At 65.3% G+C, this 13,084-nt stretch carries 13 protein-coding genes and 1 pseudogene; 7 read left to right on the forward strand and 7 right to left on the reverse strand.

Annotated elements, in window-relative coordinates; genetic code table 11:
* Nucleotides 1-155 precede the first annotated feature (155 nt).
* The 4 genes from E8L99_RS23605 to E8L99_RS23620 all read left to right on the forward strand — a co-directional run bounded on the left by E8L99_RS23605 (nt 156) and on the right by E8L99_RS23620 (nt 4,636).
* Nucleotides 156-941 carry a polysaccharide deacetylase family protein gene (locus tag E8L99_RS23605; RefSeq protein ID WP_137101856.1) on the forward strand — a complete coding sequence of 262 codons (786 nt, stop codon included), beginning with the start codon at nt 156-158 and terminating at the stop codon, nt 939-941.
* 132 nt (nt 942-1,073) lie between these two features.
* Nucleotides 1,074-2,582 carry a GumC family protein gene (locus tag E8L99_RS23610; RefSeq protein ID WP_137101857.1) on the forward strand — a complete coding sequence of 503 codons (1,509 nt, stop codon included), beginning with the start codon at nt 1,074-1,076 and terminating at the stop codon, nt 2,580-2,582.
* Nucleotides 2,583-2,647: 65 nt separating this feature from the next.
* Nucleotides 2,648-3,370, forward strand: coding sequence for a WecB/TagA/CpsF family glycosyltransferase (locus E8L99_RS23615; RefSeq protein WP_252511208.1), 723 nt, complete (start codon nt 2,648-2,650; stop codon nt 3,368-3,370).
* A 75-nt stretch (nt 3,371-3,445) separates the two neighbouring features.
* Entirely contained in the window at nt 3,446-4,636 is a 1,191-nt protein-coding gene (locus tag E8L99_RS23620) for a hypothetical protein (protein WP_137101859.1), read from the forward strand.
* 53 nt (nt 4,637-4,689) lie between these two features.
* Here the strand turns inward: E8L99_RS23620 and E8L99_RS23625 are convergent, their stop codons facing one another.
* Together E8L99_RS23625 and E8L99_RS23630 are read right to left on the reverse strand one after the other, a co-directional pair.
* A complete protein-coding gene (locus E8L99_RS23625; RefSeq protein ID WP_137101860.1) occupies nt 4,690-6,126 on the reverse strand; it encodes a lipopolysaccharide biosynthesis protein in 1,437 nt (478 codons plus the stop codon).
* Nucleotides 6,126-7,229: an endo-1,4-beta-xylanase gene (locus tag E8L99_RS23630; RefSeq protein WP_137101861.1), complete on the reverse strand. Its 1,104-nt coding sequence runs from the start codon at nt 7,227-7,229 to the stop codon at nt 6,126-6,128. Before E8L99_RS23630 ends, E8L99_RS23625 begins: the two co-directional genes overlap by 1 nt.
* 160 nt (nt 7,230-7,389) lie before the next feature.
* Between E8L99_RS23630 and E8L99_RS23635 the strand changes: the two genes are divergently transcribed.
* Nucleotides 7,390-8,364, forward strand: coding sequence for a quinone oxidoreductase family protein (locus E8L99_RS23635; RefSeq protein ID WP_137101862.1), 975 nt, complete (start codon nt 7,390-7,392; stop codon nt 8,362-8,364).
* A 43-nt stretch (nt 8,365-8,407) separates the two neighbouring features.
* Here E8L99_RS23635 and E8L99_RS23640 read toward each other — a convergent pair whose 3' ends face one another.
* The 3 genes from E8L99_RS23640 to E8L99_RS24110 form a co-directional block, all read right to left on the reverse strand.
* Nucleotides 8,408-9,880, reverse strand: a complete 1,473-nt coding sequence (locus E8L99_RS23640; protein WP_137101863.1) for a TMEM43 family protein — start codon at nt 9,878-9,880, stop codon at nt 8,408-8,410.
* 119 nt (nt 9,881-9,999) lie between these two features.
* Complete coding sequence (locus tag E8L99_RS23645; protein ID WP_137101864.1) at nt 10,000-10,722, reverse strand: response regulator; 723 nt, start codon at nt 10,720-10,722, stop codon at nt 10,000-10,002.
* A 4-nt stretch (nt 10,723-10,726) separates the two neighbouring features.
* Complete coding sequence (locus E8L99_RS24110; RefSeq protein ID WP_315862561.1) at nt 10,727-11,059, reverse strand: MarR family winged helix-turn-helix transcriptional regulator; 333 nt, start codon at nt 11,057-11,059, stop codon at nt 10,727-10,729.
* Nucleotides 11,060-11,071: 12 nt separating this feature from the next.
* On the opposite strand from E8L99_RS24110, the gene E8L99_RS24115 reads away from it, so the two are divergent.
* The gene (locus tag E8L99_RS24115; protein ID WP_315862562.1) at nt 11,072-11,380 is read left to right on the forward strand and encodes a hypothetical protein; all 309 of its coding nucleotides are present in this window, start codon (nt 11,072-11,074) and stop codon (nt 11,378-11,380) included.
* A gap of 100 nt (nt 11,381-11,480) precedes the next feature.
* The gene (locus tag E8L99_RS23655; protein ID WP_137101866.1) at nt 11,481-12,371 is read left to right on the forward strand and encodes a branched-chain amino acid aminotransferase; all 891 of its coding nucleotides are present in this window, start codon (nt 11,481-11,483) and stop codon (nt 12,369-12,371) included.
* A 23-nt stretch (nt 12,372-12,394) separates the two neighbouring features.
* Here E8L99_RS23655 and E8L99_RS23660 read toward each other — a convergent pair whose 3' ends face one another.
* Both E8L99_RS23660 and E8L99_RS23665 read right to left on the reverse strand, forming a co-directional pair.
* Nucleotides 12,395-12,751 (reverse strand): tRNA-binding protein, encoded by a 357-nt coding sequence (locus E8L99_RS23660; protein ID WP_137101867.1) that lies wholly within the window; start codon nt 12,749-12,751, stop codon nt 12,395-12,397.
* 12 nt (nt 12,752-12,763) lie between these two features.
* A pseudogene (locus E8L99_RS23665) lies at nt 12,764-13,084 on the reverse strand (hypothetical protein); the annotation flags it as partial.

The raw sequence follows: 13,084 nt of genomic DNA on the forward strand, positions 1-13,084 counted from the left end.
GAACAGCAAGAGTCTTGCCGCGATTTCGAGCTTAGCCGCGTTGGCCTTACCCTTGCGTAACAAATCGTACCGACATCCAATGACGAGCTGGGCAATCCCGGTTCGGCACGAAATAGCAGGAGCGCTGCCATGCCCACACTCCCCCGAGCCCGCCAATGACCGAGATTGGATTGGACGCCGTGCCGCCGGCGTCCGAAGCGAACATCAACCGCTTCAGCTTCAACCACACGATTGCGCGCAGGCTGCCATTCAGGACGGTTCCCATCCGGCTCGACCGGCCGATCCTGTCGATATCGTTCGATGACTTCCCGGTTTCGGCCTATGAGCTCGGCGCCACTCTTCTCGAAGAGCGCGGCGTCCGTGGCACCTATTACGCCTGCACCGGCCAGCTGGGCTCAACCACAGACCTCTGGACAGTCGTGCCGCCCGATGCGGTCGTCGACCTGCATCAGCGCGGTCATGAGATCGGACTTCATAGCCACGGCCACGCCAAGGTCCATGACCTGAGCCCCGCCGCGTTCAGGGCCGATCTCGCCGCCAACCGCGCGGCACTGCGCCGGCTCCTTCCGGGCACGTCCCATGAAACCTTCGCCTATCCCTATGGCTATTCCGGCATCCGACAGAAGCTTCTGCTCGGCAAGCTCGCGCGGGCAAGTCGGTCCGTCCAGCCTGGCATCAACACGGGAAAGCTCGACCTCGACTTCATCAAGGCCACCGAATTGATCGACTGCGCCCAGTCGGCAGCGTCTATCGGCCACCTGCTGGATCAGGCCTGCAGCCAGAACGGCTGGCTCGTGTTCCTGTCCCATGATGTGGCCGACAGCCCCACGCGCTACGGCTGCTCCCCGGCATTGCTGGCAGCAACGATCGAGCAAGCGCAGAAGCGCGACATGGCGATCCTCACCATCGCCCAGGCGCTCGACGAGATTGGCGCCCCCTGATCCCGGTGGCCGGCCGCACCGCATCGTGTGGCCCTCCACTTGCGATGTGACCTTCAGGCTCTCAGCAGCGTCCCGAACCGGCACAGATATGGCCAGGTTCGGTGCGCAGCGGGACAGGAAAGGCTCGATGCCATGTACGAACATGTGACACAGGATGCGGAACGGTCCGATCGCCGCCCCCCCCGCCCGGCCCCCGTCGCCGAGCGTCAAGGCGGTCTCGACATCGTCGGGACATTGGCGCGGCGCTGGGTGCTGATCGCCGCGCTTGGGGTCGCAGGTGCGGCCGGTGCCTATGCGGCGTCCCGGCTGATCGCACCGCGCTTCATGTCGACGGCCCAGATCTTCATCGACCCGCGCGGCCTTCAGGTGCTCGACAACGAGCTGACACCGAGGCAGCAGGACTCCAGTACCGCGATCAACTTCGTCGAGAGCCAGGCGAGGATCGTGACGTCGCAGAGCGTGCTGGCCCGTGTCGTCGACAGCGAGCGCCTGACCCAGGATCCGGAATTCGTCGGCGGCGATGCCTCCTGGGCAAGCCGGTTGCTCGGCAATCTCGGACTGCGGGGCGCGCCGGTCGAGGAAAGCCTGGAGGTCCGCGAACGGCTGGCCTTCACCGCGCTCTACGACCGCGTCATCGTCCGCCGCCCGGAACGCACCTTCATCATCGAGGTGACGGCCCGGGCGAACAATGCCGACAAGGCTGCGCGCCTGGCAAACGCCGTCGCCAACGCCTACATCGAATCCCAGACGTCGGCCCGCGCGGAAGCCGCCCGCCGCGCCACGCTGTCGCTCACCAATCGCCTCGATGAGCTGCGCGAGCGTGTGAAGGTGTCCGAGGAAAGGGCCGAGGACTTCCGTCGCCGCAACGGCCTGGTCGGAACGCGCACACAGCTCGTCAGCGAACAGCAGCTGACCGACGCCAACACCCAGCTTGGCCAGGCCCAGGCCCGTATCGCCGAGGCCCAGGCTCGCGCCGACCAGATCCTCCAGGCGCTTCGCCCCGGCGGCCAGGCCAATGCGCTGCCCGAGGCGGTGGCCTCTGCGACCATTGCGGCCCTTCGCGGCCAGCAGGCCGAAGCCCGGCGCCGTCTTGCCGATGCCTCGACCGAATTCGGTTCGCGTCATCCGACCGTGCGCAATGCCCAGGCCCAGGTCAGCGATCTCGAACGCGCGATCAACGAGGAGCTTGGCCGCATCGCCGCCTCCGCCCGCGCCGATCTTCAGCGCGCCAAGGCCAGCGAAGCAGCGCAGCGCCGCACTGTCGAGGAACTGACCGGACAGGCATCCAATGCCAGCCAGGCTTTCGTCCAGTTGCGCGAATTGCAGCGAGAGGTCGACGTCAACCGCAATCTGCTCAACGCCTTCCTTTCCCGCTCGCGTGAGACCAGCGAACTGGAGCGGGTCGACACGTCGAACGCCCGGATCGTCACGGTCGCACAGCCGCCTCGTGACCGGACATTCCCGCCGCGCGGCGTGGTCATGGCGGCAGCCGGCTTCGCACTGGGCAGCGGCCTCGGCATCGCCCTGGTTCTGGCCTTCGCCCTGCTCGGTGGTGGCGGAGGTCTTGGTGCCGCGTCGGTCGTGCCGGTTGCCAACCGGCCGGCTCCCCGGCAGGCTCCTCCACTCGCCCGCCTGGTCTGACGGACGCAAAGACGATGGGCTTCGACACTGAATTTCGCGCTGTTCCGACCGTCACGATCGGAGGCATGCCGATCACGGTCCTTGGCCGTTCAGCAGCCGCTGATCTGATGATCCGGGCGGCGCGGGAACATCCCCGTGGCGGTCGACCACTTTACCTGACCTCCGCCAATGGCGAGGTTCTGGCCCGCGTCGCGGCGGAGCCAGAGCTGGCGAGCCTGGTGCTGGGCGCCGACCAGATCGTCGCGGACGGACAACCGCTTGTCCTCGCATCGCGCCTGTTCTGCCGCGAGGCCCTGCCTGAACGCGTGGCGACCACCGACCTGTTCCACGACGTCGCTGAGCGCGCCGTACCAGCCGGCATCAGCTTCTACCTGTTCGGCGCGACGGAAGAGGAGAACGCCCGGGCGCTCGCCAATGTGCGCCGGCTCTACCCTGACCTTGTCATTGCCGGCTCGTGCCATGGCTTCCTCAAGGGCGAGGCGCTTGAGGCAAAGCTCGCCGAGATCGATGCCCTGAAGCCTGACATTCTCTGGCTTGCCATGGGCGTGCCGCACGAACAGCGCTTCGTCCGCGACCATGGCGGCAAGCTCCCCAACATTGGCGTGATCAAGACCTCCGGCGGCCTGTTCAACTTCCTCTCCGGGACCAACCGGCGGGCGCCGCAATGGATGCAGCGCGCCTCGCTCGAATGGCTCTATCGCATCTGGCTCGAACCGCGCCGCCTGTTCTGGCGCTATCTCGTCACCAATCCGAAAGCCCTTTACCTGATGGTGACGCGTTCGGCTTGACCTGTGGCAGACCGACGTTTGATTTCAGGGATCTCGGCTCACCATGGTTTGGCGATTCAGCAAGGGAGACCGATCTTGAGCCTTTCCGCCGCGCGCGTCGAGGTCATGCGCCTCCGTCCAACCTTGCTGCCCGATTTCACCACCACGCGACGCCAGCCGACGCGACCCGTTGAGGCGCGGGACGGCAACTTCGACGCCAAGTTCGATTCCGAGACATTGTTCTATGACTGCTTCATCGGGATCCGCGGCCGGATCGTGCTGGTCGGCCCGCCCTTCCTGAACCTCAAGGACGCCCTTCAGGCCGCCACCATCGTGGCCAACCCGTCCGGCCACGCCTGCAGCTTTGAACTGCGCGAACTCGATCGCCATGGTCAGCTTCATGTCGATGCCCCGGAGGGCACGCGCAGCCTGGTCATCACCTCAGCGCTGGGCGACGTGACGATCGACGTCCAACCGAGCGAAGTCGATATCTTCGCCGGCCGGCGTGTGATGTTCACCCAGTCGCGCAACAATGATCTCCGTTGGATCCAGGATTGGGTCCGCTTCTCGCGCGATATCCACGGCGCCGACGCGGTTCTCATCTACGACAATGGCTCGACCCGCTACACGCCGCAGGATCTGGCCGACGCCATCGGCACTCTCGACGGCATCGCCGCAGTCCGCGTCGTCGACTGGCCGTTCAAGTTCGGTCCGCAGGGCATAGACGCCCGGCGCTACTGGGATTCCGATTTCGGCCAGCACGGTGTTTGGGAACATGCCCGCCGCAGGCTGCTGGAAGCCGCGGCGAGCGTTCAAGGATCCGATGTCGACGAGTTGGTCCTGACGACCAACGGCCGGAGCCTGTTCGACATTGCCGAAACCTCCGCGACGGGGGTGTTGCGCTACGAGGGCCGCTGGGTCATCGGCCTGGAGGGACGCGAGCCTCCGCCGGCGCGCCCGGGACGGCGGCACATCGACTATACGGTCGTGCGCAAGGAGCGTCTCGAGACGCGGTTTGGCGTTGTGAAGGTCGACGCCGACCGGTGCCCGCCGAAATGGACCCTGGTGCCCCATCGGATCAAAGACCGGCAGCAGTGGAAGATCCATTCCATCGGCGGTCATCTCGGTTCGCGGCTGGTGACACGCGAGGTCTCCTATCGCCACTTTCGCGAGATCAGCGACAGCTGGAAATATGAGCGGATGGGCAGGGAGGCATTCGACCCCGCCCGCCATGAGGACGATGCCGAGATGCAGGCCCTGGTCCAGCGCGTCAACTGGGATCGCTGACTGCGATCCTTGCAACTACTCCCCTTGCGCCCTGCCCCGGCAAAGCGGTCAGTTCAGTCCGCTGGAGCAGCGTGGTTTCTTGAGCGCAGGCGCTTGAGCAGGATCGAGCGGATATCGGCGACATCCAGCACCAGCACGGCCACTCCATAGGCGCCGATCCCGGTCAGCACGCTGACGATGAAACCGAATATGCTGTTGGATGGGTCGCTCCACTCGATCAAGGCGGTCGGCACCGCCATGGCGGTCACCGCCACGACGACCTTCAGGATCGGTTCCCAGGCGAAGGGAAGCGGGTGGGCTTGCCGGGACAGGAAGAAGCCGGCGGCGACACCCACCGCTTCGGCGAGCACCAGCGACATGGCAGCCCCCTTCAGGCCGAACGGGCCGACCAGAAAGACCATCGCGACCACGTTGACGACGAGGGATGCCGCCCCATGGAACACCATTAGCATGGGCTTCTTGGCAAGGTGGAAGCTGACCTGGACGAACTGCATCGAGATCGTCTGGAACAGCCAGGCGAAGACCAGGATCGGAATGAGACCGGCGGCGGTATCCCGGAATTCGGGGCCGAGGATCAGAGCCGCGAGATGCGGCGCGACCAGGGCGAGGCCAACGACGGCGGGGAGCACGACGGCGAGCAGCAATTCGCCGCTCTTCGTCAGATGCCGGTCGACCGCGGCCGGGCCATCTTCCGCAAGCGAGCGGATCGCCATCGGCACCACAGCGGACGCGACCGACAGGGCCGGAAAGGTGATGATCTGCCGGGTTAGGTCGGCGGCCGCGCCATAGACACCGGCGGCATGGTCGCCGAGCAGATAGGCAACCAGCAGTCGGTCGAGCGCGGAGTGCAGCGCGAAGACGCCACCCGAAAGCGCCATCGGCACCCCGAAGCGCATCATCTGGCGGAACGCCTCGCGGTCGAACGGCTTGATCGGACCCCGCCAGACCGCTGGCGAGAAGCACAGCGCCGACATCAGATAGCCGCCAGCGACGCCGGCAATCAGGCCGAAGCCCCCGAAGCCGGCATGGACGAAGGCCAGAGACAACCCGATGGCAATGACCGCCCGGAAAATCGTGGCGCGCATGTAGGAACCGGCCTGCAGACGGGCCCGCAGGATCTCCTGTCCCAGTTCGAACAAGCCGAGAGCCAGTGCCAGCGTGATGGCGACAGCCGCGCGCTCGAACGGAATGCCTGCGATAAAGACCGTTATGGCCAGCGCCACCGGCGTTGTTGCAACGGACACGCCATAGGCCGCAAGAGCGGTCAGCCGGATATCGGTCGCCTCACCCTCGGACTCGAAACGCAGGATCGAGAGGCGCACCCAGGTGAACAGCAGCGCCGACACGATTCCCGCCAGGCCCATGCCGACGACATAGACGCCGTATTCGGCCGGGCTCAGCATGCGCGTGAACAGGATCACCGCGAGGAAGCCGAGCGCCGCCGAGGTTCCGTGCGCGACCATGTAGGTGGATGTCTGGCGGAGCAGCATCAGCGCGGGTCCTTGGCGAAATGCTCGATCACCCGCATCAGTAGCTTCGGCTGATAGGCCTCGTCGAATGGCAACGGCCGATTGGCGAGACCGTCCGTCCGTTTGAACCAGAGCGGCACCCACGTGTACTTGTCGGTGATGCCCCAGGTGAGAATGGCCTTCGGACGGGCAACCGTCTGGATCGCCTGCAGGAAGTCATAGGCGCGCGCCGCCGCCATGGCATCGCGCAGATCCGGCGGGCCTGGCAGCTTGTTATCAATGACGTCGAGCTCGGTCACCAGCACGTCAAGACCCATGGAACGGATCTCGGCGATGAAGGCCGACAGCCCGTCGCGATCGATCGCCACTTCGCCGCGCAGGTGGCCCTGCAGCCCGATCGCATGGAGCGGCGTGTTGCGCAGCTTGAGATCGCGGATCAGCCGCAGGAAGGCCTCGCGCTTGCGGCGGAACCGGTCACCGACATATTCGATGTCATATTCGTTCATCACCAGCTGAGCCTGCGGATCGATCCGCGCGGCGGTACGCAGCGCCAGCGCGATATGCGCTTCGCCCATGCGCTGCTGCCAGATGCTCGGGCGGATGTCGGACCGGCTCGCCGGATCGTCCGGAATCGGCTCGTTGATCACATCCCAGCTCTTGATGCGCCCGCGATAGCGTCCCATCACCGTCTCGATATGGCCTACCAGTTCGCGCTCGGCCTCGGTGCTCGAACCGATCGTCTTGGTCCACTCCGGCATCGCGCCATACCAGACCAGCGTGTGACCACGCATCTCCATGCCATTCTGGCGCGCAAACGCCATGTGCCGGTCCGGCTGGTCGAAGACGAAGCTCTCCCGTGTCGGGCGGATGTCCGCCCATTTCAGGCCACCCTCGCCGACGATCTGGCGGCAATGGGCGATCAGCGCCGAGCGGTAGGCGGGCTCGTTCTGGAACGGCCAGTCCCGGATTGCCGCGCCGAACGGAATCGCCCAATCGGCCGAGCGCGGGCGGTCTGAGGCCGCAGCCGGCGACGTCAGCAGCGTCCCCAATGGAGACGACGCGCCGATGGCAAGGCCAAAGGCGGTCTTCAAACTGGTCAGCAACGTATCGCGGCGGGACAGCATGGCATTCCTCCGGGCTCCCCCACGCAACTCCTATACCGGATCCGGGCGACGGGCGCCGGATGAGGTGACGCACCCGTCGCGCTCGACGAAGCCACGGAAATTGCTCTACAAAGATCGACTAACCAAATTCTGACAGGCCAGACGCAGGCAAGAGGGGCACATGGCAAAGGCGATCCGTATCCACAAACCGGGCGGACCGGAGGCGATGGTCCATGAAGACGTCGCGATGAAGCCCCCGGGCCCGGGCGAGGCCTATATCCGCCAGACCGCCATTGGCGTGAACTTCATCGACATCTACCAGCGCTCCGGCATCTACCAATTGCCAAGCCTGCCGCACGGCATCGGAATGGAGGCGGCGGGCGTGGTCGAGTCGGTCGGCCCAGGTGTCACCGAGGTCAAGGCCGGCGATCGCGTCGCCTATGCCGGTGGGCCGCCCGGCGCCTATGCCGAGAAGCGCATGATTCCCGCGGCGACGCTGGTCAAGCTGCCGAAGGCGATCGACGACAAGACCGCAGCCTGCATCATGCTGCAGGGAATGACGGCCCGCTATCTCCTCAAGGAAACCTATCAGGTGAAGAAGGGCGACTACGTTCTTGTTCACGCCGCCGCCGGCGGCATGGGCCTGATCCTCTGCCAATGGGCGAAGGCGCTGGGCGCCATCGTCATCGGCACGACCTCGACGGAGGAGAAAGCCAAGCTCGCGGCGAAGAACGGCTGCAAGTTCCCAATTCTCTACACATCGGAGGATTTCGTCGCCCGCGTGAAAGAGATCACCGGCGGCAAGGGCGTGCAGGTCGTCTATGATGGCGTCGGCAAGGACACGTTCCTGAAGTCGCTGGAATGCCTGGCCTCGCGCGGACATCTGGTTCTGTTCGGCGCGGCCTCCGGCGCGCCCGACCCGATCTCGCCGAGCGCCTTGCAGCCGAAATCAGCTTCGCTGACCCGCCCGACGCTGTTCCACTATGTGGCAACGCGGAAGGACCTCCTCGCCAACGCGAAGGACGTGTTCGAGGTCGTCAGCGACGGTACGGTGAAGATCCAGAAGCCCAAGGAATATGCGCTGAAGGATGTCGCCAAGGCCCACCAGGACCTGAACGGGCGCAAGACCACTGGCTCGATCATCCTGATCCCCTGAACTGAAAACGGCGCCGGTTCGCCCGGCGCCGATCTCATGTCGATCAGCCGTTGGACCTGGGGCCGATCCCTGGCGGCACGTTGAGGAATGACGACCCACCGGACGGCGCGGGCTGACCCGGCGCTGGGTAGCCCTGCTGAGGCGGCGGCGACTGGGGATAGCCCTGCGGCGCATAGCCCTGTGCCGGATAGCCCTGGCCCTGCGCGGGATAGGGCTGCGGCGGATAACCCTGCGGCGGATAGGGCTGCGCCATCTGCGGCATCCCCGCTGCAGCGAAGGCTGGAGCAGGCTGCGGGGCGCCGCCGGCCGCGCGACGGCGTTCGGCCAGCACCTTCAAGCCATAGGCTGCGGCAACGCCAGCGACGATCAGGCCGATCGACATCACCGGCCGGTGCCAGAACCACGCGATCGCGACCGTCGGCAGATAGACGACGAAGGTCAGTGCGAAGGCGATCAGGCCGGCGCCGGCTGCCATAGCACTGCCGAGGATCGGAATGATGTCAGCGAGGATCACGAAGGGCCGGAGCACCAGGAAGAAGCCGATGAACATCACGAGGAAGGCCACACCGCGCAGGATCCAGGTGAGGATGCGGTTGGCTTCCTGCGCATGGGCGAACAGTTCCTGCGAGGTCTTGATGCCGGTCTCGGCCAGGAAGACCTGCCGTTCGTTGGCGGCGATATAGGGCCCGAAACCGCGGCCAACCTGACGGCCGACAATGCTGACCGGCCCCTCGGGCAGGATCATGTAGGTGATCCTGAGATCGCCGATCTGGGCATTCTGCGCATCGTCACCGACATAGACACTGCCGTCGGAAATCCGCGCCCGGTTGTTGAAGCGCTGGTTGAAGGGTCCCAACGCCTGCTGCGTCAGGTCGAAGCGGCGCTGGGCACCGCTGCCGAACAGGCCGATGACCCGCTCGTCCGCCGTGAAGCCGCCGATGGTTGCGTCAGGCGAGGTCTGGGTGCGCCCGGTCAGCGGCATGCGCGGATTGCGGTGGCTGTCGGCCTGGCGGAAGCGTGAGGAATCGATCGGACGGTCCGACCAAACCCGCTCATAGGAATAGGTGGTGGTGCGCGTCTGTGAGCCACCGACATTGCTGCGGCTCTCGGTCTTCTGTTCCTCTTTCCACTGGAACATCTCGACCCGGCGTTCGATGCGCACCGCCTGGGTCCGGACCTGGAAATCCTCGTCGCCGACCTGCGACCGCGACCTGAGGTCGCCTGTCGTGAAGATCAGCTTGCCCTCATTGGCGGGATTGACCTGCGCCGAGGGGACGGTGACCGTCACCGAAGCCCCCTCATTGAGCGCGCGGGTGGTGCCGATGGCTCGGCCCTCGTTCCAGAAAATGCCCCAGACCGTGGCTGCAACCAGTCCCAGGCCGATCAGGATGCCGACCAGCGACTGCATCAGCCGTTGGAAGAAGCCGACATGTTCCGTCGTGCTGTCACCATCGACGCCGTCGGAAACACTGTCCGAGGACGTGTTCGACCAGCCGCCATCCGAGTCCATGCTCATGGAATTCCCCCGTAATCCACATAGGATGGACGACTAAGCCGCCCTTCTGTTTCAGGCCTGCGTCATGGGGCAAATGGGGTGTTTCTCCGCTCCCCGTCACGCCGCCCGGGGGCCCCGGTTCAAGGGGCCGAAATCAGCCGGTAGCCGATGCCCCGCACGGTCTGCAGATGCGTCGGATTGGCGGGATCGACCTCGATCTTCCGCCTGAGCCGATTGACCTGCACATCGACGGTGCGCTCGTTGATATCACCGCCGGGTGCTGCGAGATCGTAGCGCGGCACGGTCTCACCGGGCTTCACCGAGAGGACCCGCAGCATGTCCTTCTCGCGATCGGTCAGCCGGATCAGTTCGTCACCGCGCTTCAGCTCCAGCCGGCCGATGTGGAAATGGAAGTCGCCGAAACGCACCGATTCCACCGCCGGCTGCTGAACCGGCATGGCGCGCCGCAGAATGCCGCCAATCCGCAGGATCAGTTCGCGCGGCTCGAACGGCTTCGGCAGATAGTCGTCTGCGCCGATCTCAAGCCCGGTGATGCGATCGGAAGGCTCCGAGCGCGCAGTCAGCATCAGGATCGGCACCTCGGCCGCCTGTTCCGTCTTGCCGGCCCGAATGGCGCGGGCGAGGTCGAAGCCCGTCTCGCCAGGCATCATGACGTCGAGGATCAGAAGGTCGAAGGTCAGGCCATTGAGCCGTCCCCTGGCCGCCTTGGCATGTTCCGCGGTGGTCACCCGGTAGCCGTTATTGGTCAGGAAGCGCGCCAGCGTCTGCCGGATCACCCGGTCATCATCGACCACCAGCAGGTGAGGCGCCTCGTCGGAGGGCATCTTGGCCGCCACGCTCATCGCGTCATCGCTCCTTGCCCTTCTGCCCCAGCAGGTCAGCCTGGGTGATCAGACGGGTTACGCCCTCGCGCTCGTCGGGATTGATCATCGCGAACAGGAAGCGGGTGACCATGTCGCGCGAGGCTCCCGACACCTGCAGCGCCCGTGCAAAGCGATCAGCCTGGAGCCGGGACAGTTCCAGCGCCAAGGCCTTGCCCTTCTCGGTAACGGTCAGCAGCCGCTGCCGCCGGTCAACCTGGCCCTCGCGCTGCAGGATGAACCCCTGCTCGACCAGCTCGCGCAGCACCCGCGCCAGGCTCTGCTTGGTGATCTTGAGAATGTCGAGCAGGTCTGCCACGCGAATTTCGGGATGCCGGTCGACAAAGTACAAAACCCGATGGTGCGCGCGCCCGAACTGGAACCTTTCGAGCACGTGATCGGGGTCGCCGACGAAGTCGCGATAGGCGAAAAAGAGCAGCTCTATCAAATCGTAAGCAGGCTCCCGCGGGCCCGCCTCGCTTGCCGCCCGCTCCAAACCGCCGGATGGCCGGCGCTGGGCCGGCGAGACATTTATGTCAGCCATGTTGACATATTCGATGCCGATTGTTACTCATTTGCCCGCATTCACGAAACGATCGTACCGAAACGGCCTTATTGCCGTGCCGAGAATCGCCTCTGACGGCGTCTCTCACGACCTTCAGGTTAACCGGACACGATCCGCTTCGCAAAACGGTGCCCGCGGCCCTTGTGGACCCGGCATCATCGAGGAGGAGAAGACCATGACCCTGATCCCGTTCCACGACCGCGACGGCTTCATCTGGATGGACGGCAAGATGGTTCCCTGGCGCGAGGCGCAGGTCCATGTCCTCACCCATGCCCTGCATTACGGCTCGGCCGTGTTCGAGGGCGAGCGCGCCTATGGCGGCACGATCTACAAGTCGACCGAGCATTCGGCCCGCCTGCGTCGTTCGGCTGAATATCTGGATTTCGAGGTTCCCTTCACCGTCGCCGAGCTCGATGCTGCCAAGGCCGCCGTGCTGAAGGCCAATGGCCAGACCGACGCCTATGTCCGCCCGGTTGCCTGGCGCGGTTCGGAGATGATGGGCGTGTCGGCCCAGCACAACAAGATCCATGTTGCCATCGCGACCTGGGAATGGCCGAGCTATTTCGATCCCGCGACCAAGATGAAGGGCATCAAGCTCGACATCGCCGAATATCGCCGCCCCGATCCCGCAACCGCGCCCTCGGCCTCGAAGGCCGCCGGCCTCTACATGATCTGCACCATCTCCAAGCACAAGGCCGAGCGGAAGGGCTATGCCGACGCGCTGATGCTGGATTGGCAGGGCCGCGTTGCCGAGTGCACCGGCGCCAATGTCTTCTTCATCAAGGATGGCAAGATCCACACCCCGATCGCCGACTGCTTCCTCGATGGCATCACCCGCCAGTCGGTCATCGCGGTCTGCAAGACGCTCGGCTTCGAGGTCGTCGAGCGGCGCATCCTCCCCGAGGAACTGTCGACCTTCAACGAGTGCTTCATCACCGGCACGGCGGCGGAAGTGACCCCGGTTGGCGAGATCGGCCCCTATTCCTACACCCCCGGCAACATGTCGAAGGTGATCATGGAGAGCTATTCGGCCGAAGTGATGCCGAAATCGGCCAAGGCTGCCTGATCGCCAAAAACGCGGCCTGATCGTCAGAACAGGCGACCGCCGAGCGGGATCTCCCGCTCGGGCTGGAGGAGGACGACGGCGCCCTCCTCGTCGGGGACGCCCAGCGTCAGAACTTCCGACATGAATTTGCCGATCTGTCGCGGCGGGAAATTCACCACAGCCAGAACCTGCCGGCCAATGAGCTGGTCCGGCTGATAATATTTGGTGATCTGGGCCGAGGACTTCTTCCGGCCGATCTCCGGGCCGAAATCGATCACCAGCTTGATCGCCGGCTTGCGCGCCTCCGGATAGGGTTCGGCCTCGACAATCCGCCCGACGCGGATGTCCACCTTCAGGAAATCATCGAAGCCGATCGGCCCCGGCCTGTCATCGCCCTGCATGCCGAGCTCCGTTCAGACCGGCGTGACGTTGGGGTCGCGCAGGTCATCGCCCCGCCAGCCGCCTTCGTTCCGGCTGCTGTCCCGGTCGCGCCAACGGTCGCGCGGCCAGCTGGAGCGGCAGAACATGCGGGGAGCCGACATCAACGCCCTGAGTGGCGCGGCAAGGCGCTCAGCCTCGCGCAGCATCGTCGCAGCACGGCCGGCACGTGCCAGCTCTTCGTCGAGCTTGCGCATGGTGCGAGCCAGCGCCGGATCCTCGTCATCCAGCCAGACCTTGATCACCTTGGCGAAGGTCGCGGCCATGCCCTGCGCCTTCAGGCCCCCGGTCGGTCC

The sequence above is a fragment of the Phreatobacter aquaticus genome (assembly GCF_005160265.1).
Lineage (GTDB): Bacteria > Pseudomonadota > Alphaproteobacteria > Rhizobiales > Phreatobacteraceae > Phreatobacter > Phreatobacter aquaticus.

Excerpts from the sequence above, each read along its gene's own strand:
- E8L99_RS23605 (WP_137101856.1), top strand. The coding sequence starts at position 156 with ATGACCGAGATTGGATTGGACGCCGTGCCGCCGGCGTCCGAAGCGAAC.
- E8L99_RS23610 (WP_137101857.1), top strand. The coding sequence starts at position 1,074 with ATGTACGAACATGTGACACAGGATGCGGAACGGTCCGATCGCCGCCCC.
- E8L99_RS23615 (WP_252511208.1), top strand. The coding sequence starts at position 2,648 with ATGCCGATCACGGTCCTTGGCCGTTCAGCAGCCGCTGATCTGATGATC.
- E8L99_RS23625 (WP_137101860.1), bottom strand. The coding sequence starts at position 6,126 with ATGCTGCTCCGCCAGACATCCACCTACATGGTCGCGCACGGAACCTCG.
- E8L99_RS23630 (WP_137101861.1), bottom strand. The coding sequence starts at position 7,229 with ATGCTGTCCCGCCGCGATACGTTGCTGACCAGTTTGAAGACCGCCTTT.
- E8L99_RS23635 (WP_137101862.1), top strand. The coding sequence starts at position 7,390 with ATGGCAAAGGCGATCCGTATCCACAAACCGGGCGGACCGGAGGCGATG.
- E8L99_RS23640 (WP_137101863.1), bottom strand. The coding sequence starts at position 9,880 with ATGAGCATGGACTCGGATGGCGGCTGGTCGAACACGTCCTCGGACAGT.
- E8L99_RS23645 (WP_137101864.1), bottom strand. The coding sequence starts at position 10,722 with ATGAGCGTGGCGGCCAAGATGCCCTCCGACGAGGCGCCTCACCTGCTG.
- E8L99_RS24115 (WP_315862562.1), top strand. The coding sequence starts at position 11,072 with ATGCCGGTCGACAAAGTACAAAACCCGATGGTGCGCGCGCCCGAACTG.
- E8L99_RS23655 (WP_137101866.1), top strand. The coding sequence starts at position 11,481 with ATGACCCTGATCCCGTTCCACGACCGCGACGGCTTCATCTGGATGGAC.
- E8L99_RS23660 (WP_137101867.1), bottom strand. The coding sequence starts at position 12,751 with ATGCAGGGCGATGACAGGCCGGGGCCGATCGGCTTCGATGATTTCCTG.